This is a genomic window from Corallococcus sp. M7, from assembly GCF_054512695.1.
In genome coordinates this window covers 5,141,927-5,163,907 of record NZ_CM137252.1, presented here as the reverse complement: position 1 = coordinate 5,163,907, position 21,981 = coordinate 5,141,927, and the positions used below count along the sequence as shown (strand labels likewise).

The window sequence follows — 21,981 nt, the reverse complement described above, 5'->3', positions numbered from 1 at the left end:
GCATCAGAACTTGAACAGGTCCTTGATGCCCTTGCCCAGGTCCTTCGCCGTGTCGCCGACCTTGTCCGTGACGTCCTTGGCCTTGTCGGCGACCTTGTCCGTCACGTTCTTGGCCGTGTCAGCGACCTTGTCCGTCACGTTCTTGGCGGTGTCACCGACCTTGTCCGTGACGTTCTTCACGGCCTCGCTGGCCTTGCCGTTGGTGAGGTTGTCGACCGTGCCCTTCAGCTTGTTGAAGTCGATGGTGTACGAGGTGCCGACACCCACGCCCACGCCGAGCGCCGCCTTGGCCTTGCCGCCGATGGTGAGCTTGCCGTCCTCGAAGGCCACCTTCGCGTCCACCGCGGCGCCCACGCCGGCGATGGCGCTGCCCGTCACGGAGCCCTGCACGGGGCCGAACTCGCCGCGCGCCGTGGCGCTCGCCTCGGCGCCCACCAGTGCGCCCGCGCCGACCTCGGCGCCCATGTCGCCGTTCTTGGGGTTCAGGTCGATCTTGGCCTTCGCGTCCGCGTTGGCGCCCACCAGCGCCTCGCCGTGCACGCCGCCGTAGACCTTGCCCTCCACCTTGTCGAGCCCGATGTCCTTCAGGTCCTTGCCGAAGCCCGCGTCACCGCGAAGGCTGGCGATGTTGGCCTCGGCGCCCGCGCGGCCGCCGATCTCCCACGGCATCACGCGGTAGGACGCATCGCCCTGGACCTCGGCGGCGCTCGCTTCGATCTGCGCGCCGGTGCCGTCCTTCGTGAAGCCCGTGCCCGTCTTGAACTCCGCCGCGTCCTTCTGCCAGGACACGTACTTGCTGCTCTCGTTGCCCGCCACCTGGCCGGGACCGGTGTTGCCCTGCGTGACCTGTCGCCCGTCCTTCCTGTCCGCGCTGGCCTGGGCCTTATCGCCCTTGCGCGAGTCCATGAAGATGTCCTGGCCCCACTGCTGGCTGAACTTCGTGTCCGGCTGGTTCTTGTCGATGAAGCCGGGCTTCTTCTCGGTGGCCGCGGACGGACCGGAGACGGCGGGGGAGCTCGAGGCGGGCGTGGACGTGGGGCGGTTGGCGACGCGCATGGGAGACCTCGGGGGAGGCGGAGGGATTTGGAAGAAGGGCCGGAGTGCGTCCGGTCCGTGATGACCAATCCCTAGAGCACGGCGCGTGCCATGCCCCCGGTGAAGCCGTCTTCCCTCTGAAGCGCGTGTTTCGAGCGGTGCCCGGACGGCTCGAAACTGGTGATGCGGATCATCAGCGCTGGTGACTCGTGTCACCAGGAGGCCCGGCCCGCGTTTCATGACGCCGCGTCACAGGTGCCGTGACGACCCAGGCGTTTTTCGCGAGGGCCGCGTTCCGCATATTGCCAACCGTTCCGGGGCGCACCGCTCCGGCCTTCACGAGGACGGCAAGACCATGGCGACGAAGATCGGAATCATCGGCAAGGGGAACGTGGGCGGCGCGTTGCAGCGGGGCCTGGCTCGCGCCGGGCATGAGGTGAAGGCGGTGGGCAAGGATCCGGCGGCTGTGCGGCAGACGGCGGCATGGGCGGACGTGGTGTTCCTGGCGGTGCCCTTCGGCGCGCTGGACGACACGCTCCGCACGCTGGGCGACGCGGTGAACGGCAAGGTCGTGGTGGACGTGACGAACGCGCTGACCGCGGACATGCAGCTGGCGCTCGGCTTCACCACGAGCGGCGCGGAGGAGCTGCAGAAGAAGGCGCCCCGGGCGCGCGTGGTGAAGGCCTTCAACACGGTCTTCGCGCAGCACATGGACCAGGGGAAGGTGAAGGGTGAGAAGCTCAGCCTGCTCGTCGCCTCGGATGACGCTGGCGGCAAGGAGCACGTGCTGGGGCTGGGGCGCGACCTGGGCTTCGACCCGGTCGACGCGGGGCCGCTGCGCAACTCCCGGTGGCTGGAGTCGCTGGGCTACCTGAACATCCTGCTCGGCTACGTGCAGAAGCTGGGACCGGACATCGGCTTCCGGCTGGTGCGCTGATTCAGCGGCGCTTGCGTCCCGTGGCCAGCGGAGCCCTGGCGGCGAAGAGCTCCGCCACGAAGTCCAGGAACACGCGCACCTTGGGCACGGCGGACTTGTGCCGCTCGAAGAGGGCGAAGACGGTGCGCGGCTCGGGTTCGAGGTCTTCGAGGATGAGCTCGAGCTCGCCCCGGGAGAGGTGTTCGGCGACGTGGTACTCGAAGGTCTGGATGATGCCGAGCCCGCCCAGGGCGGCGTGGGTGAGCACGTTGCCAGAGCCCACCATGAGCCTGCCCCGGGCGGCGAAGGAGACCTCGCCCCCGGTTCCCTTCAGCCGCCAGGGCAGCGGGCCTGTGCTCGACAGGTACGCGATGCAGGTGTGCTCGCGCAGCGAGGCGAGCGTCCGGGGCCTCCCGTGCGCGGCGAGGTAGGCAGGGGAGGCGACCAGGATGGAGCGCGCGCGGCCGAGCCGCCGTGAGACGAGGTCGGAGTCCCGCGTCGGCGCCATGCGGAGGACCACGTCGACGCCCTCGGCGGTGGGGTCGATGATCCGGTCGCGGACCGTGAGGTCGATGGACACCTCCGGGTAGCGTTCCAGGAATCGGGGCAGCGCGGGCCCGACGACATAGTCCGCGAGCGGGATGGGGACATCGACGCGCAGGCGGCCTCGCGGCGTGACGCTCGTCCGGGCCAGGGTGGCGTTGACCGCTTCCAGCTCCGCGAGCATGCGCGTGCAGTGCTCGTGGTACACGGCCCCTTCGTCCGTGAGGCTGAGGCTGCGGGTGGTCCTGTTCAGGAGCCGGACGCCCAGCCGGCCTTCGAGCCGCGAGATGATCCGGCTCACGCCCGAAGGGGTCAGGCCCAGGTTCTCGGCGGCCCGCGTGAAGCCGCCCAGGTCGACGGCCTTGATGAAGACTTCGATCTCCGAGATGGAGTCCATGTTGCCGCCAGCTCACAGCCATTCATGACCTGGCGTCAACGTGGCGAGCCATGTCACATGGGGCGTGCCCACAGGTCGCGGATGTCCGTCGGCAGCTCGCCGGCGATGTCGTCGCTCTCTCCCGAGGAGATCTGCGCCTGGATGGCGCTGAAGACGGCGCGGACGATGGACTCGGCGTTCTCTGCGTCCACGTTCAGGTCGGTGGCGACCATCGCCAGCATCTCCTCCCGGCCGAACTTGTGGGGCGGCGGCCCGGCTTCGTGGCGGTCGCACCGCACCAGGAGCTCGCGCAGCTTGTGGGGCAGCTGGGCCTCCAGGTCGTTGTCCTCCTCGCCGAAGAGGCGCTGTTCCAGCACGCACAGCACGGAGAAGGCGGCTTGCTGGGCCGCCTGCTCGCTCTCGAACTGGCCCACGTCGCGCAGGTACTTGAGGAAGGCCTTGTAGGTCTGCGACGTGCGTGACTCGTGGCGCAGGCGGCGGCGTTCGTCGAGTGGGACCGCCATCCTGCGCTGCGAGGGGCTTCCTATCTGCTGTCCAGAGCCGGGGATGTCTCGCGCTGCCATGTCCGATGCCTCGTTCCTTGGATGGGGGTCCAACCCCAACGCTGAAGCGCGCCCGAAGCCGGGGGAAGGCACGCGCCGCCCTGCGAGCCGCCCGCTTCCCGTGGGAGGAGGATGACGGGGAGCGCCTGCTCCCACTTTCCGTCACGGCCCTTGCACTGGCGCCAGCGCATCCGAATCTCTCCAAGGAGGTGTCGTCATGCGTGAAAGTCTTCGTCCCAGGGGAGAGGCGCTGCGCGGCGCAGCCCGCAGGATCGCGGTACGGAGGGCCGAGGAACCGGACACGCCCTTGATCGAAATCATCACGGAGGCGGCCCGCCACTACGACCTCTCGCCGAGTGAAGAGCAGATGCTTCTGTCCGATCTCTTGAGCGAAGGTTCGGGAGCGCCCGCGCCCTGATGCGCAGGCAGTAGAGCAGGGGAGGGGCTGGAAAGGCCGTGAGGCCATGGGGTAGATGGGCGCCCATGAACCTCATTCGACTGTCGTTCGTGGGCGTGGGCGTGGCGTTCCTGGTGGCGGGCTGCGGGGGCCGCCGGAGCAACGGCAAGGTGGACTTCTCCCAGATGGGGCCGTCCATCAATTCCAAGCGCTACGCGAACCTGGAGAAGATCGCCGCCCGGGATCTCCAGTGCCAGCAGGAGCTGACGCCGCAGTACCTGGGTGAGAACCAGTACCGGATGATCGGCTGCAACACGGAAGGCGTCTACGAACTGCGCTGCATCATGGGGCAGTGCTCCTGGATTCCGGACGTGAGGCTCCGCGCCGAGTTCGACATGGGCTGCGGGAAGGCGGAACTCCAGGCGTCCAAGCTGGACCGCATCACCACGGGCGTCGTGGGCTGCGGGAAGCGCGCGACGTACCGGCTGCTCAAGGCGGGCTATGGCTATTCGTGGACCCTGAACTCGCCTGTAATCCAGGAAGAGACGCCCGCGCAGGCTCCTGCTCCTGCTCCCGCTCCGGTTCCGACGCCCGAGGACGAGGTGCCGGTGCCGACCACACTCTGAGCAGAACCGCGTGCCTTGATACATGTCTCATTTCCTGAGAAATGTATTATGAGCACAAATGTCGTGTTTCTGACGGTCTCGCCGGGAATACTCGACGAGACCCATGAAACTCCACGGACAGCTAGAGACCTCGGAACCTGGGAGCCTGGAAGCCTGCACGGTGCTGTTGGGCCAGTCGCCCAAAGCGCCTCTCTTCACCGCGGTGCTCACGAGCCCGCAGGGTGAGTTCTTCTTCCAGAAGCTCACCTCCTCAGCGCTTCCCTTTCCCCTTTCCATCTATGTCCTCCTCTCGGGGACCTCCGTCGTGGAGCACACCTTCGCGAACAAGGCCGCGCTGGATGCGGTGCTGCTCGCGGAGAGCAAGCCCGCCGAAGCGAGCCGGAGGGTCATCCTCCGGTTGCCCGAGCGCGCTCCCGAGGTGAAGGTGGCCCAGCGCACGTCGGTCACGACGACGGAGGCCGCGACCACTTCCCGGATCTCGCTGGACAGTGCTCAGGCGGCCCTCACTCCTGCCGCGACCCTGCAAGGTGGAGTTCATCTCCGTCATGGGTGCGGTGGAGAGCTCCGCCGGATCTGTCTCGGGGTACACCCTGGAGATCTCCTGTCCGGACTCCATCGCCGGAGACAGCGAGGTCACGCCCATCCACCAGGAGATCCTGCTGGGGCCCACGGGTGCCTTCCAGTTGGCGCTCGCCATCACCGGCCGCATCTCCAGCAGCCCGCTCACCTTCGTGGTGCGCACGCCCAACGGTCTGCCCACCCGGCTCGTCTCTCCGACGCACCTCACCGTGAGCCAGGCGGCGAAGATGGAGTCGGTGAAGGTGCAGGTGGAGCCGTTCTCGCCCAACGTCCTCGTGCCGAGTTCCAGCGCGCCTGCCACCCGTGTCCTCAAGGGGCGCCTGGTGGACCCCACGGGAAGGGCGCTGACGCGGCAGCAGATCCTCTTCCAGGCATTGCGAGGAGACGGGACGAGCCCCCCGCTCAAGGTCTCTCTCGCCGCGGTCACCACGCACAGCAGCGGCAACTTCTCCGTGGTGGTCCCCAACGAGCCGTTCCTTGGGGCCCACGCGGTGGTCTCCTCGCGTCCCGACGAGGAGCTCCCCATCATCCTCAACGCGGATGGGACCTTCCCTGCGTTCGCGCTGCTGGTCGTCGCGACGGGGAGCCCGGCCGACGAGGCCAGCGGTGAAGACGACTGCGCCTGCACTGACCCGACCCCGCGCCTGCCGGGCACGGAGGAGCTCGTCGCCAACGAGTCGAGCTACTCGCAGGACATCGGCGGCTCCTGCGTCAACTTCACGGTCCCCAACCGGTCGCTGGAGGAGTTCAGCCACTACGCCATCGTCCGCACCACGGACCCGCGCGGCCAGCTCGTCCCCATTCGCGAGGCCCCCGCCTGGGAGTGGAATGGCGACACCTCCGACCCCGCCGGCTACGCCCGTCATCTCCACCGCACCTTGCGGCAGACGCTGGGGAGCAAGAACCCCCTGCGCTGGGACGACGACGCCACCGACTATGAGCTGTATCAAGCCGTGTCGCTGGCGCACGGCCACGTGCTCCACTTCAAGCAGACCTTCAAGGCGGACGGCTACTCGATGGGAGACCTGCTCTACTCCCTGCCGCTGGCCCCCGGGCAGAAGAAGCAGCTCGTCATCTACGACTGGAACCGGCAGGACGGGGCCTCACGTGATGAGTCCACGGTGGCCGAAGAGGGGCTGAGCCACAGCCTGTCGAGAGACCGCGACATCGACGAGATCCTCAGTGGGACCGTCCAGGAGTCCATGCGAGGGGGCAGCTCGGCCAGGACGCGCGGCTTCTCCTTCGGCCTGGGGGGCGCTGGCAGCGGCAGCAAGAACGGCGTGGCCGTGGGGTTGTCGACCGGGTTCAGCATCTCCGGGGGCTCAGGCACATCCTCCGCCTGGCAGGACAACACCCGCGACATGACGTCCAGCCTTCACAACCGGCTGCGTGACGCCACCATGCAGGCCACGTCCTCCGTGCGCAGCCAGCGCTCCACGGTCGTCACCAGCGCGAAGCAGGGCGAATCACTCTCCGTGCAGACCGAAGTGGTGGCCAATCACAACCACTGCCACGCGTTGACCATCCAGTACTTCGAAATCCTCCGGCACTTCGTCATCGAGCAGCAGGTGGTGGACGTCCAGGAGTGCCTCTTCGTCCCCTTGATGATGAGCCTCTTCACGGACGCGAAGATCCTCCGCTGGCGGGAGTGCCTGTCCGAGCACCTGCTCTACGCCGCGGATACGACCCGGGGGCAGGAGCTGCGCCGGGGCTTCGACGCGCTGGAGCGCATCTCGCGGAACTACCAGGGCACGGACTTCCCCCGCCGCGTGGAGTCCTCCGGCGCGGTGACCTTCCTTCCCTACAGTGACGAGTCCATCGAGGAGTTCTCGGGTGAGCTCCAGCTCCGCCTGACGCTGAGCCGGCCGGCGGATCAAGCGGACGGGTCGATTGACGCGGGCGCCTGGGCCACCCTGAGCCATGTCTTCCTGGGGCTGGACATCCGGGGCATCAGCAACCTGTTCGTCAAGCTCTCCCTCGAGGAGCGCGAGCGGACCTTCCAGACGCAGCACGCTCCCGCGCTCGCCCGCAACTTCGTCGAGCAGCTTCGCTTCGAGGCCATCCTCGCGAACGGGACGACGGTGAAGGATCTGCGGCTGGACTGCACCCTGCTCACCGACTACGCCCCGGGCCGGCTGTTGACCGTCTCCGTGCGCTCCACGCGGACCACGGACATCAAGGCGCTCAAGGCAGGGGTGGCCCAGCAGCCCTTCACCGGCACCCCCGCGGACCTCAAGCGCAGCCAGATTGTCGGGCTGCGGCTGAGCTCCCCCAGCCTGAGCCTGTCGGGCAGCTTCGCCGTCGTCGAGCGGGGCACGCTGCGCTACCGCACGCCCCACTTCAGCGGGACGCTGGTGAACAACCAGTCCATCCGCAACGACATCGGCTTCGCGGATCAGATCTACCTGCCCACGCCCATGACGCCCGAGGAGCAGCGCAATCCCTGGCAGGAGGACCAGCGGCTGGCCCAGCAGCTCCGGGATCATCTCAACCAGGAGAACCTGGAGTACTACCACCACGCCATCTGGTGCCACGGCATCACGCCGCACCGCCGGTACATGATGCTGGACCGCATCCATCTGGCGCAGGACGAGTTCAACTCCATCTATGCGCAGCGCGGGGTGCTGGGCCGCTCCCTGGCCTCGCTGGTGGAGAACCGGCTGCTCGGGGTCGCGGGCAATTCGCTCGTGTTCCCGGTGGCCCGGGGGCTCAACCTGGATCCCACCTACGAGATGGGCACCGCGGACCAGAGCGGCAGTGGGGCCATGGCCCATGCCTCGCTGCTGGAGCACTACCAGACGGAGGCCGAGCGCGAAGGAGGGCAGGGCGCGGTCTTCCGCCTGAGCGTGCCCACGCCCGGAGTCTTCGCGGAGGCCGTGCGTGGCGCCTGCAACGCCTGCGAGCGCATCGATGACACGCGCTTCTGGAGATGGGAGCAGTCGCCTTCGGACGAGCCCACCGCCATCAACCCGGTGAGCACGGACAGCCGCTACCAGGCGCCGCAGAGCACCACGCCCACGGCGCTCCCGCAGCCCATCGTCAACATCCAGAACGCACCGGCCGCGCCAGACCCCACGGGGGCGGGCTCGCTGCTGAACGCGCTCACCCAGGTGAGCCCCTTCGCCAACCTGACGGGCCTGGACCAGAACCAGAAGAACGCCCTGGCGGCGATGACCTCCAACCAGGAGACCGCGCGGGCCTTCGGAGAGATGGCCACGAAGCTCGCGCTGTCAGCCCAGAGCAGCCGCAACTCCGCCGTCTTGAACGAGCAGATCGACAAGGCCTTCCCTGTCGCCAGAGTCCCGGCGAAGAACCAGGAGTGGAAGGAGCGGCTGTTGAACGCGCAGCTCGGCGGCGATTCGCAGGCTTCGAGCTCGAAGGCGTCGCCGCTGGATCAGCTGGACCTGAGGGAGACCATCGACGCGGTCCGTGCCTCGCCTGGCATGGAGGTGGACGTGGGGCCGTCCCAGGTCGCGGTTCGCAACCGCTCGGGCACCCGGAGCGCCAGCTCCGCGACCTCCACCCCGACGGTTTCGGACGAGCAGGTGCAGCCGCCGACGGAGTGGCCGTTCATCGAGGGCTACTCACAGATCACGGCGGCCTACCCGCGACTGACGCAGATCCTCGAAAGCTCGAGCGTCTTCCGTCAGTCCGTCATCGAGCCCTTCGCGAACCACGGCGCCGCCGACTACGTCCCGTTGCTTATCGAGGTTTCTCCGACCGCCACGAACGGCTTCGATGGCCAGTGCATCATCGAGGTGCGGGACCCTGCCGACACGACGACGCCGGGCGGATCCTGGCTTCCGCTTCACCTGCTCACCCGGGACCTCGCCGGGTTCGACCTGTCTCGCGACGTGCGGATCCGCGTCAATATCTCGATGAGGGGACAGGCCACCACGCACCCGGGCGGCATCCTCTTGATCATCTCCCATGAGTGGGCCCTGCATGGGCTCAGCAACCGCCAGACGATTCTCCACGCCCGGAGCGCTAACTGGACGCTCCAGGAGCTTCGCGACTGCTACATCTCCGATGTGGTCAGCCATAAGGACCACCGGCAGATCGCCACGAGCGCCAATGCGACGTACGAAGCGGTGAACGATGATCTGGAGCAGTTGCTTGCCGACATGGACCCGCTGGTCACGGTGAAGATCAAGCCGTCCTTTGTTGACGAGGGGACCCGGCTGCTGCCGCTGCCCGCCCGTGTCACCGCGGCCCAGAACACCCGGATCCACGCCTTGAACCGCCAGCACAACCTGTACACGGCCCACCAGATGTTCGCGTTCGAGCGCGACATGGAGAAGACCTTCAAATACAACCCGGCCCATCCCATGAGCTACCTGCGGGCGGCCACGCCGTCCGACGCCTTCCCGTGGGAGTACCTCGATTCCGACCAGAGCCGGCGGACGGGGACGCCGTAGGCTACGGCGGCGAGGCTGCTCCGGACTCTTCGCATCAGGAGAGGGTCCGGAGCAGCTCGTCACTCAGTCGAGACGCCACAGGGGCACCCTGCGCAGGGCAGGATGCTGGACACGCCCTTGTTTCAGAGCATCACGGAGGCAGCCCGCCACTACGACCACAAACATCAAGTGGCGTGGGAATCCCACCACCGAGGGGCATCGATTGAAGGTTCGCGGGACGGAAGGTAGAGCGTAATCCTCCACCGCTCCTGAGCGATCCGGCCGATTTCGAGGGCGACCTCGCTCATATGCTCGGAAGGGCCACGCATCAAAACCAGACAAACGGCGGTAAACCGCGGATGCTCGCGTGATGCACCTGGAAGGATGGCGTGCAGGTTGAGCATCCAGCCATAGCTGTCTCCATCCCAGAGCGCCTCAATCGCCAATGGGGGACTCGGTAGCGCTTCCAGGCTCGCCAGGGCGTGGGCGCGCCAATACTCAGGCGTCAAGGTTTGTCTGTAGGCCAGTCGGGATTGCCGCCAGCTTTCATGTGTCTTTTCGAGTTCCTGGGAGCGGATATCAATCATTTCCAATGCATCGGAGATTCCGCACTGCATCCCCTCCCGGATGTGTCGGATTGCCCTGAACATCTCTCCGCTCATGATCAATTCATCCGCTTTGCTCAACAGGTCCGCGCGAATTTTGCGAGGGCTCATATTCACCTCCGGCGCTCAGTCCTTCCAGAGGATCTTCCATGGGTGCTTGCGCAGGTCCGTGACCAGGGTCTTCAGTTCGTCGTAGAGGGCAGGATCCTTGAGCAGCGCGCCGCCGGTTCCCTCTCCGGAGTCGAGCTGGCCGAGGATCCGGTCTGCCTTGGTGGCGATCTGCTCCAACTGGCCCGCTGCAGCAGTGAAGCGCTGGAGGGCCAGCTTCACCTGCTGGCCGTCCTCGGGCGTCAGCGGGCCTGTCACCGCCGCCAGTCCGTCCAGGGTCGTTCCGGCGGACTTCGTCAGGCCGGGGAGGTCCTTTCGCATCAGGGCCGCCACGGCGGAGGCGTCGTCCAGGAGCCTCGCTCCCTTGCCTCCGGGCTGCATGGATTCCTTGGCCAGTTGGGCCAGCTGACGCAGGTCCTTTGACGCCGCCGCCAGCTCCGTGGCCAGGACCTTTACGTCGCCTTTGTTCTCCGTCAGGACTTCGTCCAGCGTCCTCGCCAATCGCGACACGTTGGCGGCGAGGCCCGTGACGGCCTCCGGATCCTTCTCCAGCATGTCCGACAGCAGCGTCACGAACTTGGAGAGCTGTTCCGACAGCAGGTCCAGGCGCGGCGCATCCACTCCCCGGAGCGCTTCTTTCTCCGGCAACGGTGCTTCGGCGTTGCCTGGGTTCAGCTCCAGATAGGGCTCGCCCAACAGGCCCACCGTTCCCACCGTCACCCTGGCGTCCTTGCGCAGGGCGCTCCTGGCCTCGGGCTCCACGGACAGGTCCATGCGGACGGGGAGGGGGAGGCCCTTCGCGTCCCTTCGGTCCGCCAGGAGGTGGATGGTGTCCACCTTGCCCACCTGGACACCTCCCAGCTTCACCGGGGCTCCCTGCACCACGTTGCCCGTGTGCGCGAAGTCCACCTCCAGCCTGGCGCCCCGGCCCAGCGTCAGCTCTCCCATCAACCAGAGCAACACCAGCACTCCCACCAGCGTCGCGAGCACCAGCGCTCCGACCTTCAACTCCAGCCGTTGCTCATCCATCCGTTGCGCCCTCCATGAACGGCGCTGTCAGCGTTCGCAGCTCCGGGGCAGGGGACTCCAGGAAGCCCTCCGGGCTCCCCAGGTACGCGCTGCGCCCCTTCGCCACCACCAACACCCGGTCCGCGATGCCTCTCAATTGCCGGTAGTCGTGTGACACCACCAGCGCCCCCAGGCCCTGCTCCTTCAACGACGCCAACACCGCCTCCACCTGCATCGCCGCCCTCCGGTCCAACCCTGTCGTCGGCTCGTCCAACAGCAGGTAGCGCGGCTTCAGCACCAGGGCTCTCGCGATGGCCGCCCGCTTCTTCGCCCCGGGCCCCAGCTCCGGTGGCAGCCGGTCCGCCCATTCCTTCAGGCCCACCTTCTCCAGCGCTGTCTCCACGGCTTCCTCCGGGGCGCTTGGATCCGCGAGGCGCACGTTCTCCCTGAGCGTCCTCCAGTCCAGCAGCGCGGGGCCCTGCACCAGATACGGCGCCCGGCGGCGGAGCGTCACCAACGTCCGCTCCGGCTGCGTGTCCACCCGCTCCCCGAACAACGTCACCTTGCCTGCTTCGGGCTTCAGCAGGCCCACCGCCAGCCGGCACAGCACGCTCTTTCCGGAGCCGCTCGCTCCCGCGATGAACGTCAGCTCCCTCGTGGAGACCTGCGCGCTCAGGCCGTCCAGGACGCGGCGGCCCTGCTCGAAGGCTATCGCCACATCCTCGAAGACCAGCGTGTCCGGACCGGTGTCATTCACAGGCGCACGAACTGGAACGCAAGCGACACCGTCAGGTCAATCAACAGACATCCCAGACTGGCCGCCACGACGCCTTCCGTCGTGGCCTCGCCCACCGCCTCCGCGCCGCCCCGGGCATTCAACCCCGCCACCGCCGCCGCGAGCGGGATGTACAGCCCGCAGGCCACGACTTTCAGCCCTCCGACCAGCACGTCCCAGCCATCCACGTACCTCGCGTCCATGAACGCCCGGCCGTCGATGTTCAACGCCACGCTCGCCACCAGCACCGCCGACGCCGTCGCCGCCACCGTCCCCAGCGCGCCCAGGAGCGGCACCCCGACCAGGCCCGCCACCACCCGTGGCGCCACGAGGTCCGCGTAGGGATCCCCTGCGGACATCTCCAGCGCCTCCACCTGTTCGTTCACGCTCATCGTGGCCAGCTCCGCGGAGTGGCTGGCGCCCGCTCGCGACGCTGTCAGCAATGCCGACACCGCGGGGCCCAGCTCACGGATGAGCATCTCGAAGTAGGCCGGGCCCAGCACCGCCACGTTGCCGATCAGCTTCTTCGCCTGCGCGTTGGCGATCATCACCAGCACCGCGCCGAAGAAGGCCATGCCGGACATCACCAGCCAGACGCTGCGTCCGCCCAGCTCATGAATCTGAGCCAGCGTTTCACGCCATGGGATTCCCTCCCGCGTGCCCGCCCGCACCGTGCGCGCCAGCATCACCCCCGGCGCCCCGAAGAAGGTCAGCACGCGCTTCATGCGAGCACCCTGGACAGCAGCGTCGTCAGCACGAAGTCCAAGAGGAAGATGGCCGCGCAGCCCAGCACCACCGCGCTTGCCGCGGCCTCTCCCACCGCTCGGGCTCCTCCCTTCGCCCGGAGCCCCACCGCCGTGGACACCAGCGAGATGGCCAGCCCGAACGCCCCCGTCTTCACCACGCCCCCCAGGATGTCGGAGGGGCTCAGCATCTGCGCGAACGTCCCGAAGAACACCCGCACCGGCAGGTCCAACGTGAGCCTCGCCGCCGCCGCCTCGCAGAGGATGGACACCAGGAACGTGAACGTGCTCAGCCCCAGCATGCTCAGCTCCATCGCCACCACGCGTGGCGCCACCAGGAGCGCGAATGGATCCAGGCCAATGCCTCGCAGGCCTTCAATCTGTCCGCCCACCTTCAGCGTGGCCAGCTCCGCCGCGTTTCTTGCCCCGATCCGCGCCGACATGATCAGCCCGAGCAATAGCGGGCCGAACTCCCACAGCACGCCGTAGCCCGCGGCCCAGCCCAGGAAGGCCCTGGCCCCGAAGCGCTGGATGTAGAGCGCGGCCTGCACCACCACGATGACGCCCGCCAGCGCCGCCGTCGCCAGGGCCAGCGGCAGTGAGCCGTAGCCGAACTGCACCAGGCCTCGCGCCAGCTCGCGCCGCTCCAGCCTGCGCAGAGCCCAGGCCGTGCGACCCGCGACCAGGGCCAGCGCTCCCACGCCGCCCACCGCCTGCATCGCCGAGCGTCCCAGCCACGCCAGGGCGGTGGTGCTCACGGGTGCTGGGACCGCGGAGTCATGCGAGGGCCTCGTCCGGCGCGCTCTCGAGCTGCGGCGCCGGAGCCCCATCGTGCACCAGTCTGCCGCTTCGCAGGTACAACCAGCGGGGCAGGGGAAGATCCACCGGCGCTTCCGGCGCCGCCACCAGCAGCGTTCCCTGGCCCGCGACCTCCAGGAGCACCCTGGCCACCTGACGCGCCGTGCCGGGATCCAGGCCCGCGAACGGATCATCCGCCAGGAGCACCGCCGGCCTCGCCGCGATGGCCCTCGCGAGCCCCGCGCGCTTCTTCATGCCGCCGGACAGCCGCTCCGGCAGCGTGTCCGCCGCGTCCGCCAGCCCCACCGAGCGCAGCACCGCGTCCGTCCGCTCGCGGGCCTCGTCTTCCGGCACGCGACGGCGGAGCAGCGGCTGCATCACGTTCTGCCGCACCGTCAGCGAGTCGAAGAGCGCGTCCGTCTGGAACACGAAGCCGAACGACGCCTGCTGCGCGCGCCGCTCCTGCGCGGAGAGCCTGGCGACGTCCTGACCATCCCAGGTCACCCGTCCGGAGGAGGGGCGCAGGAGTCCGGCGAAGGACTTCAGGAGCGTCGTCTTGCCCGAGCCCGAACGCCCCAGCACCAGCGCCTGCGTGCCGGGCGGAATGTGGCAATCCGTGGGCTCCAGCACGGTGCGGGGACCGTAGCGGAGGGTCAAAGCTTCGGCGCGCAGGTCCATGGTGGGGCGGCGAGGGTCCTTTCACTTCCGCCAGTAGGCGACGGTGCCACGTTCGCCCACGACGCCGATGTTCGTCGGAGACGTCGAGTCCAGGGAACGCAGGGCGTTCACCCCTCCGTGGACGGCGCTCCAGGTGCTGCCATCGTAGAAGTAGACGCCTCCCTGTCCAGCAGCCACATAGACCTTGCCCTGCGCCAATCCCTGCACGTCCTGGGCGTTGACCCGGAGGTCCAGGAAGCTGGGTGGGGGCAGGGTGCTCCACACCCCGAGGTAGCGCTGGAGCACCACCGCATCATCTCCCGCCGCGAAGGCAAGACGGCTGTTCACGACGTCCACCCCGCGCAGGGAGCCCGTGATGGGGGCGCTGAATGATTCCGGCTGCCACGCGCTTCCATCCGAATTGGAGCGGAAGGCCCGCACGGACGGCTGGCCGCTGACGGTCTCGAAGCCCACGGCCAACAACGTGTCAGGCGTTCCGAGGCCATCGATGGCTCGCAGGTTGGCCTGGACCTGGGTCACGACCGTGGGCGCGGCGGACCACCGCCAGCGCACGATGTTGCCATTGCTCGCCACGGCGTAGAGGACCGGATCGCTGCCCGCGGGTTCCTCCAGTCCGACAATCCCATTGAGATGGCTGGTGTTTCCGGTCGCGGTGACGACGGTGCAGGCCGTGGTCGGCGTGTCCGTGGGCAGGCGGGTCGTGAGCTTTCCATCATCGCCCGCCAGGAACACCCGCCCGGTGCTGCTGGTCCATGCCGCCCGCCACTGCCCATTGCAGTTGAAGCTCGTCAAGCTGGAGGGTGTGGCGTAGGCCAGCTTGTCCTGCCCCGTGAACCAGGCGCCCTGCGTGCCGTGGAGCGCGATGGACCTCCAGTCGACGTTCCCGCCGACGTTCAGGTTCTCACTCCATGCGCGGGTGGCGCAGGCGGTGCCCTCGTCCACGCCTCCCATGCAGTTGTTGTCCAGCCGGTCGCAGACCTCCGGGAGCCCGTTCGCCACGTAGGTGGTGCTCTCGTCACAGTCGGTGACCTCCCGGCTCGCGTTCGCGGGAATCGCTCCGCATTTCGAGCCCATCTGCGTGCCGACCTTTCCGTCCCCATCCGTGTCCACGTAGTAGGGCGCGGGATTGGCGGTGCCGGCGCAGGCGACGCTCCCATTCGGCCCGCCACAGGCCTTCACGCCCTCGCAGTCGAGTTCGTTGAAGCATGTGCCGCCCACGTCGAACGACTCGTCCTTCACGCCATCGCAGTTGTCGTCCTTGCCATCGCACCGGAGCTCCGCCTGATCCGGATGGACGTTCAGGTCCCGGTCGTCGCAGTCGCCCGTGCGGGAGGCGGTCAGCGCGGGCCCTTCGCAGGCCACCATGCGGGGCGGCAGGAGCGCGTTGCCGTAACCATCGCCGTCATCGTCCGCGTACCAGGGCGTGGGGCCGCCCCGGGTCCCGTCGCGGTCGTCGCAGTCCGTGCCCTGATCCTCCTTGCGCACGAAGCCGTCCCCATCCGCGTCCAGGGCCCCGAGCAGCAGGTCCACCGGCGTGATGCCGTCCATCGCGAGGCTCGCGGTGGCCTCCGCGGTCGCTACCTGGGCGCCTTCGCAGGACTGCTCGTGTGCCCGGGCCAGGAGCTTCACGTCGTTGCTCCAGCCGGCCTGCCGGAACACCGCCACGGACAGCGTGCCCGGAGGCGCACCGGCGGACACGTTCACCTCCGTCGTGTCGTGGCGGGACACCTCCGCCTGATCCGTGACCGTCAGCGTCACGCACCCCGGCCGAAATCCTTCGTAATGAACCTGGACCTTCAGAGCGGCGGACTTGAGCTCATCGCCCTTGGAGCACCCCGCGAGGATGCTCGCGAGCACAGCGACCAGGAATAAACGCATGGGGCACGCATTCTGGGGCGCGCCCACACCCGGAGTAGGGCGATGTCGCCACCCGTCGGCAATTCAACCCGAGAGTCTTCTTCCCGACCCATAGTCCGCCTCGCGAGGCATCGTCCAGACACGCTCCGCTCATCAGCCCCCGAGATGACGGCTTCCGTGTATAGGGGCCGCTGACCTTTCAACACTGGCCCGTTCCACCGCACGCCTTATGCCTACCGTCCGCCGTGCCCTCTTCGCCGCGCCCCTGGGTGCCTGCCTCTGCGCGCTGGCCCCGGACGCACTCGCCCAGACGCCGCCGGCCCCCTCTGGAGCCCCCGCCGCCGCCGCCGAGTCTCCCGCCAGCGCCTTCCCCAAGCCGCCGAAGCCGGACGCCGGGGCCGCGCCGCTGACCCTGGAGCGCGCCGTGGAGCTGGCCTCGCAGAAGAACGAGGCCGTGCTCGCCGCGGGGCAGACGGCCGAGGCCGCCCAGGCCCGCGTCGCCCGCGCCCGCGCCTTCTTCCTGCCCACCCTCACGGCGACTGGCACCTACACGCGGCGCCTGCGTGAGTCCACGCGCGAAGTTGGCGGACAGACCGTCGTGCTCCAGAAGTTCAACGCCCTGGGCGCGGTCTTCTCCGGCCGGGTCGCCCTCTTCGACGCGCGCGGCTTCCCGCTCTACAAGGCCGCGAAGCTGGAGAGCGAGGCCTCCAAGCTGGACGCCGTGGAGACGCGCCGCCAGGTGGCCTTCAACGCCGCCAACGCCTTCCTCGTCACCCTGGCCAACCAGCAGGTGTACCAGGCCGCCGAGCAGCGCCTGGCCTACGCGAAGCAGAGCCTGGCGGACGCACAGGCCCGCGCCAACGCCGGGCTCGCCAGCACCAACGACGTCACCCGCGCGGAGCTGGAGCTGGCCACCGCCGAGTCCAACCTCGCCGCCGCCCTGGGCACCGCGGAGACGAGCCGCCTGGAGCTGGGCTACCTCCTCGTGGAGCCCGTGCAGGGGGAGCTCTCGCCGCCGGAGCCGCTGCTCGCGGACGCCATCCAGCCCACGCCGTCCCTGGAGATGCTCACGCAGGGCGCCACGGACCGGCGGCCGGACATCCTCTCCGCGCGGCTGCGTGTCCGCTCGCTGCGGGAGAACGCGAAGGAGCCCCTGGCGCGCCTGCTGCCGTCGCTGGGAGCGAGCGCGCAGTACCGCCTCACCAACGAGGCGGGCCTCAACGGCAACGTCGGTGATGGCTTCCTCGCGCTGGACCTCACCTGGACGCTCTTCGACGGCGGTGCCCGCTACGCCGACCGCGACGAGCGCGTGGCCCTCGCCAACGTCGCGGAGCTGAACACCCAGGCCTCGACGCGCCGCGTGCCGGTGGACATCGAGCAGGCGAGGGTCAACCTGGAGACGGCGCGGGCCGCGCTCGCGCAGAGCGAGCAGGCGGCGAAGGCGGCGCGGAAGAACGCCGCGGAAACAGGCATCCTCTACCGCCAGGGCCTGTCCACCGCGCTCACCCTGGCGGACGCGTCCTTGAGCCTCTTCGAGGCGGAGGTGACGCTCGCGCAGAACCGGTATGGGCTGGGCGTGGCGTTGTTGGGCCTGCGGGCCGCTGTCGGACTGAATCCATTGGGGAAGGAACCGTGAAGGCAATGCAACGCACTGGAGTGCTGGCCCTGTCGCTGGCCGTGCTGGCCCTGGCCCCTGGCTGCAAGAAGGAAGCGACCGCGCAAGGCGGCAAGGGCGCGGGCCGGGGCCCCACCCAGTTCCCCGTGGAGGTCGCGCCCGTGGAGGCGCGCGACGTGGAGTACGCGGTCAGCGCCGTGGGCGCGGTGGAGGCCTTCGAGAGCGTGCAGATCACCGCGCGCGTCCCGGGCGCCCTGGAGAAGGTGGCCTTCGCGGAAGGCCAGACGGTGAAGAAGGGCGACACGCTCGCGGAGATCGAACCCGCGCGCTACGCCATCGCCGTGCGCGCCGCGGAGGCCGCGCTGCAGAAGGCCCAGGCCGCGCTGGTGGAGGCCAAGGCCGGCGCCCAGCGCCGCGCGGAGGTCAACGCGCAGAGCCCGGGCCTGCTGCCCGCGGAACAGCTGGAGACGTATCAGGCTCGCGCCGCCACCGCGCAGGCGGATGTGGCGGCCGCGAAGGCGGCGTTGGATCAGGCGCAGCTCAACCAGCGCGACGCCTATGTGCGCGCCCCCATGGACGGCATCCTCCAGACGCGCACCGTGCAGACGGGCCAGTACGTGCAGCCGGGCGTGGTGCTGGCCACGCTCCTGCGCCGTGAGCCGCTGCTCCTGCGCTTCAACGTGCCCGCCGCGGACGTGACGCGGATCCAACCGGGGATGCCCGCGCGCTTCACGGTGCGCTCGGATGGCGGGTCGTACGAGGCGAAGATCACCTACGTGTCCGCGAGCGCGGACACGCAGAGCCGCATGGTGGCGGTGACCGCGGAGGTGACGGGCGAAGCCGCCCAGAAGCTGCGCCCGGGCGCCTTCGCCACGGTGAGCGTGCCGGTGGAGTCGCGCGGGGACAGCCCGGTGATTCCGCAGACGGCCATCCGCCCCAGCGAGCGCGGCTTCCTGGCGTTCGTGGTGACGGACAACAAGGCGCGCGAGCGCATCCTGGAGCTGGGCCTGCGCACGCCGGACGGGCGGGTGGAGGTGAAGGAGGGCCTCAAACCCGGTGAGACGCTGGTGGTGCGCGGCGCGGAGGCCCTGCGTGACGGCGTGCCCGTGCGCGTGGAGCAGGAGCGCCCGAAGCCCAAGGTGGGGGGCGAGCAGCCCCCGGCCGAGGCCCGCGGCGACACGCGCGCGAACACGGCCCCGGAGGGCAGGCCATGAGCATCACCGACGTCTGCATCAAGAAGCCGGTGTTCGCCTGGATGATCATGGCGGCGACCATCATCTTCGGACTGGTGGCGGCCCAGCGCATCGGCATCAGCCAGTTCCCGGACGTCGACTTCCCCACCATCAACATCTCCGTGTCGTGGGAGGGCGCCAACCCGGAGGCGGTCGAGTCGGACGTCGTCGAGTTCATTGAAGAAGCCGTGACGCAGGTGGAGGGCGTCAAGAGCATCACGTCCTCCGCGCGCCAGGGCAGCGCCAACATCACGGTGGAGCTGGACCTGTCGCGCAACGTGGACCTGGCGCTGCAGGACGTGCAGACCAAGGTGAGCCAGGCCCAGCGCCGGCTGCCCCTGGACATCGATCCGCCCGTCGTCTCCAAGTCCAACCCGGAGGACCAGCCCATCATGTGGCTGGGCGTGGCCGGCCCCTTCTCCCAGCAGGTGGTGAGCGACTTCGCCCGCTACCGCGTGAAGGAGCGCCTGCAGACGGTGCCCGGCGTGGGCGAGGTCATCCTGGGCGGCCTCCTGGAGCGCAACGTGCGCATCTGGGTGGACGCGCAGAAGCTGGACGCGCACGCGCTCACCGTGACGGACGTCATCGCCGCGCTCCAGCGCGAGCACGTGGAGCTGCCCGCCGGCCGCATCGAGACGCAAGGGCGCGAGGTCAACGTCCGCTTCATGGGCGAGGCGCTGGACCTGGAGACCCTGGCGAACGTGGCGGTGCGCGAGGAGAACGGGCGCACGGTGTACCTGCACGACGTGGCCATCGTGGAGGACGGCTTCGAGGACGAGCGCCGCCTGGCGCGCGTGAACGGCGAGCCCGCGCAGGCCATGGGCATCAAGAAGCAGCGCGGCGCGAACGCGGTGGCGGTGGCCCAGGCGGTGCGCGAGCAACTGGCGGAGCTCCAGAAGGAGCTGCCGGAGGGCATGAGCGCGAGCATCAACTTCGACTCGACGCAGTTCATCGAGGAGAGCGTGCACGAGATCGAGTTCGAGCTGTTGCTCGCGTGCATCCTGACCGCGTTCGTGTGCTGGGTGTTCCTGGGGTCGCTGTCCAGCACGCTCAACGTCGTGCTCGCAATCCCCATGTCGCTGTTGGGGACGGTGGCGGTCATCTACTTCCTGGGCTTCACGCTCAACACGTTCACGTTGCTGGGATTGGCCCTGGCCGTGGGCATCGTGGTGGACGACGCCATCATGGTGCTGGAGAACATCTTCCGGCACGCGGAGGAGGGGAAGGACCGAGTGAGCGCCGCGCGTGAGGGCACGGCGGAGATCACCTTCGCGGCCCTGGCGGCGACGCTGGCGGTGGTGGCCATCTTCCTGCCCGTCGTCTTCATGAAGGGCATCATCGGCCGGTTCTTCCTCCAGTTCGGCGTCACGCTGTGCGTGGCGGTGCTCCTGTCCTACGTGGAGGCCATCACGCTGGCGCCCGCGCGCTGCGCGCAGCTGCTCAAGACGTCGCGCGAGCACCGCAGCCGCATTGGCGTGGTGGTGGACAAGGCCTTCTCCAAGCTGGAGGCGCTGTACGCGCGGGTGCTGGGCTGGGGGCTGGTGCGGCCCTGGCGCGTGCTGCTGGTCGCGGTGGCGATGCTCATCCTGAGCGCGTTCGCGTTCAAGGCGCTGCCGGGCGAGTTCGTTCCGTCGCAGGACCAGGGCCGCATGTCCGTGCGCCTGCAGACGGCGGTGGGCAGCAGCCTGGAGGAGACCAACCGCCTCTTCAAGCGCGCGGAGGAGTTCGTCGCCAGCCGTCCGGAGGTGACGCGCGTGTTCGTGGTGGTGGGTGGCGGCGGCAGCGGGTCCGCCGTGAACTCCGGCAACATGAACCTGACGCTGGTGCCGACGGATCAGCGCATGTCGCAGGCGGAGTTCGCGCAGGTGCTGCGCAAGGAGCTGAACAGCTACCCGGGCCTGCGCGCGGTGGTGCAGGACCTGTCCCAGGCGGGCTTCACCGCGCAGCGCGGCTTCCCGGTGGAGTTCAGCGTGCGCGGTTCGGACTGGGACAAGCTGGTGGAGGCGAGCCAGTCCCTGCGCGAGCAGCTCCAGGCGTCCGGCAAGGTGGTGGACCTGGACACGGACTACCAGCTGGGCCAGCCGGAGCTGCGCATCACCCCTGACCGCGCCCGCGCGGCGGACCTGGGCGTGCCCATCCAGGCGGTGGCGTCCACGGTGAACGCGCTGGTGGGCGGCGTGCGCGTGGGCAAGTACAGCAGCGGCGGGCGGCGCATCGACGTGCGCATGCGGCTGTTGGCCAGCCAGCGCTCGCGGCCGGAGGACCTGTCGCTCTTGAAGGTCCGGACGGCGAACAACATGCTGGTGCCGCTGTCGTCGCTGGTGACGCAGGAGGAGCTGCCCGCGCTGCAGGCCATCACCCGCCGCGACCGCGAGCGCGCCATCAGCCTCTACGCCAACGTCGCGCCGGGGTCGAACCAGGAGGAGGCGCTGGCCACGGTGGAGTCGTTGGGCAAGGACCTGCCCGGCGGCATCCGCGTGGTGGCGGGCGGCGCGAGCGTGGCGTTCCGCGACTCGATGAGCAGCCTCATCTTCGCGCTCTTCCTGGGCATCGCCGTGGCGTACATGGTGCTGGGCGCGCAGTTCAATTCGTTCCTGCACCCGGTGACGGTGCTCACCATCCTGCCGCTGTCGGTGGCGGGCGCGTCGTTCGCGCTGCTCGCCACGGGGCACACGCTGAACATCTTCAGCATGATCGGCCTACTGCTCTTGATGGGCATCGTGAAGAAGAACTCCATCATCCTGGTGGACTACGCGCTCCAGCAGCGCGAGCAGGGCGCGGACGCGATGCAGGCCATGCTGCGCGCGGGGCCGGTGCGCCTGCGGCCCATCCTGATGACGTCCATGGCGACGATGATGGCCGCGGTGCCGGCGGCGCTGGCGCTGGGCGCGGGCAGCGAGACGCGCGCCCCCATGTCCGTCGCGGTGCTGGGCGGCCTGTCCGTGTCCACCGTCCTGAGCCTGCTCGTGGTGCCCGCGTTCTACGTGGTCGCGGACCGCATCAAGACGCGGCTGGGCAACCGGTTCAGCAAGGGGAAGGGCGGGGACGACTCGCCCTCCGTCCACGACGAGCCCCGACCGGTGCCGCACGGGTAGCCCTGAATCGATAGAGCGCCGTGGGCGGCGGTGTG

At 69.0% G+C, this 21,981-nt stretch carries 17 protein-coding genes; 7 read left to right on the top strand and 10 right to left on the bottom strand.

The features are described from left to right. Positions 1–3: 3 nt before the first annotated feature. On the bottom strand, positions 4–1,056 hold the full coding sequence (locus tag ACX114_RS20590) for a hypothetical protein (protein WP_459286993.1): 1,053 nt from the start codon (positions 1,054–1,056) through the stop codon (positions 4–6). 334 nt (positions 1,057–1,390) lie between these two features. On the opposite strand from ACX114_RS20590, the gene ACX114_RS20585 reads away from it, so the two are divergent. Continuing rightward, positions 1,391–1,972, top strand: a complete 582-nt coding sequence (locus ACX114_RS20585; RefSeq protein ID WP_459286992.1) for an NADPH-dependent F420 reductase — start codon at positions 1,391–1,393, stop codon at positions 1,970–1,972. 1 nt (position 1,973) lies between these two features. Here ACX114_RS20585 and ACX114_RS20580 read toward each other — a convergent pair whose 3' ends face one another. Both ACX114_RS20580 and ACX114_RS20575 read right to left on the bottom strand, forming a co-directional pair. Next, complete coding sequence (locus ACX114_RS20580; RefSeq protein WP_459286990.1) at positions 1,974–2,891, bottom strand: LysR family transcriptional regulator; 918 nt, start codon at positions 2,889–2,891, stop codon at positions 1,974–1,976. A 53-nt stretch (positions 2,892–2,944) separates the two neighbouring features. Further along, a complete protein-coding gene (locus ACX114_RS20575; RefSeq protein WP_459286988.1) occupies positions 2,945–3,454 on the bottom strand; it encodes a DUF2267 domain-containing protein in 510 nt (169 codons plus the stop codon). 196 nt (positions 3,455–3,650) lie between these two features. On the opposite strand from ACX114_RS20575, the gene ACX114_RS20570 reads away from it, so the two are divergent. The 3 genes from ACX114_RS20570 to ACX114_RS20560 all read left to right on the top strand — a co-directional run bounded on the left by ACX114_RS20570 (position 3,651) and on the right by ACX114_RS20560 (position 9,453). Next, positions 3,651–3,851: a hypothetical protein gene (locus tag ACX114_RS20570; RefSeq protein ID WP_459286986.1), complete on the top strand. Its 201-nt coding sequence runs from the start codon at positions 3,651–3,653 to the stop codon at positions 3,849–3,851. Between the two features lie 65 nt (positions 3,852–3,916). Continuing rightward, entirely contained in the window at positions 3,917–4,456 is a 540-nt protein-coding gene (locus ACX114_RS20565; RefSeq protein WP_459286984.1) for a hypothetical protein, read from the top strand. A 545-nt stretch (positions 4,457–5,001) separates the two neighbouring features. Continuing rightward, a complete protein-coding gene (locus ACX114_RS20560) occupies positions 5,002–9,453 on the top strand; it encodes a hypothetical protein (RefSeq protein ID WP_459286982.1) in 4,452 nt (1,483 codons plus the stop codon). Between the two features lie 164 nt (positions 9,454–9,617). Here ACX114_RS20560 and ACX114_RS20555 read toward each other — a convergent pair whose 3' ends face one another. From ACX114_RS20555 to ACX114_RS20525, 7 genes are read right to left on the bottom strand one after another with little or no spacing between them, the layout of a single operon-like run. Beyond that, positions 9,618–10,148 (bottom strand): hypothetical protein, encoded by a 531-nt coding sequence (locus ACX114_RS20555; protein WP_459286980.1) that lies wholly within the window; start codon positions 10,146–10,148, stop codon positions 9,618–9,620. A 15-nt stretch (positions 10,149–10,163) separates the two neighbouring features. Next, the gene (locus ACX114_RS20550; RefSeq protein WP_459286978.1) at positions 10,164–11,174 is read right to left on the bottom strand and encodes an MlaD family protein; all 1,011 of its coding nucleotides are present in this window, start codon (positions 11,172–11,174) and stop codon (positions 10,164–10,166) included. Continuing rightward, positions 11,167–11,910 carry an ATP-binding cassette domain-containing protein gene (locus ACX114_RS20545; protein WP_459286976.1) on the bottom strand — a complete coding sequence of 248 codons (744 nt, stop codon included), beginning with the start codon at positions 11,908–11,910 and terminating at the stop codon, positions 11,167–11,169. Before ACX114_RS20545 ends, ACX114_RS20550 begins: the two co-directional genes overlap by 8 nt. Next, the gene (locus ACX114_RS20540) at positions 11,907–12,653 is read right to left on the bottom strand and encodes an MlaE family ABC transporter permease (RefSeq protein ID WP_459286974.1); all 747 of its coding nucleotides are present in this window, start codon (positions 12,651–12,653) and stop codon (positions 11,907–11,909) included. Before ACX114_RS20540 ends, ACX114_RS20545 begins: the two co-directional genes overlap by 4 nt. Continuing rightward, positions 12,650–13,429 carry an MlaE family ABC transporter permease gene (locus ACX114_RS20535; protein WP_459286972.1) on the bottom strand — a complete coding sequence of 260 codons (780 nt, stop codon included), beginning with the start codon at positions 13,427–13,429 and terminating at the stop codon, positions 12,650–12,652. The genes ACX114_RS20540 and ACX114_RS20535 overlap by 4 nt, the downstream gene beginning before the upstream one ends. A gap of 19 nt (positions 13,430–13,448) precedes the next feature. Then, positions 13,449–14,147, bottom strand: coding sequence for an ABC transporter ATP-binding protein (locus ACX114_RS20530; protein WP_459286971.1), 699 nt, complete (start codon positions 14,145–14,147; stop codon positions 13,449–13,451). A gap of 21 nt (positions 14,148–14,168) precedes the next feature. After that, positions 14,169–16,025 (bottom strand): putative metal-binding motif-containing protein, encoded by a 1,857-nt coding sequence (locus tag ACX114_RS20525; RefSeq protein ID WP_459286969.1) that lies wholly within the window; start codon positions 16,023–16,025, stop codon positions 14,169–14,171. A gap of 208 nt (positions 16,026–16,233) precedes the next feature. Here ACX114_RS20525 and ACX114_RS20520 point away from each other — a divergent pair, with 208 nt between their 5' ends. From ACX114_RS20520 to ACX114_RS20510, 3 genes are read left to right on the top strand one after another with little or no spacing between them, the layout of a single operon-like run. Continuing rightward, positions 16,234–17,640: a TolC family protein gene (locus ACX114_RS20520; protein WP_459286967.1), complete on the top strand. Its 1,407-nt coding sequence runs from the start codon at positions 16,234–16,236 to the stop codon at positions 17,638–17,640. A 5-nt stretch (positions 17,641–17,645) separates the two neighbouring features. Beyond that, positions 17,646–18,833, top strand: coding sequence for an efflux RND transporter periplasmic adaptor subunit (locus ACX114_RS20515; RefSeq protein ID WP_459286965.1), 1,188 nt, complete (start codon positions 17,646–17,648; stop codon positions 18,831–18,833). Beyond that, a complete protein-coding gene (locus tag ACX114_RS20510) occupies positions 18,830–21,946 on the top strand; it encodes an efflux RND transporter permease subunit (RefSeq protein WP_459286963.1) in 3,117 nt (1,038 codons plus the stop codon). Before ACX114_RS20515 ends, ACX114_RS20510 begins: the two co-directional genes overlap by 4 nt. The last annotated feature ends 35 nt before the right edge of the window (positions 21,947–21,981 follow it).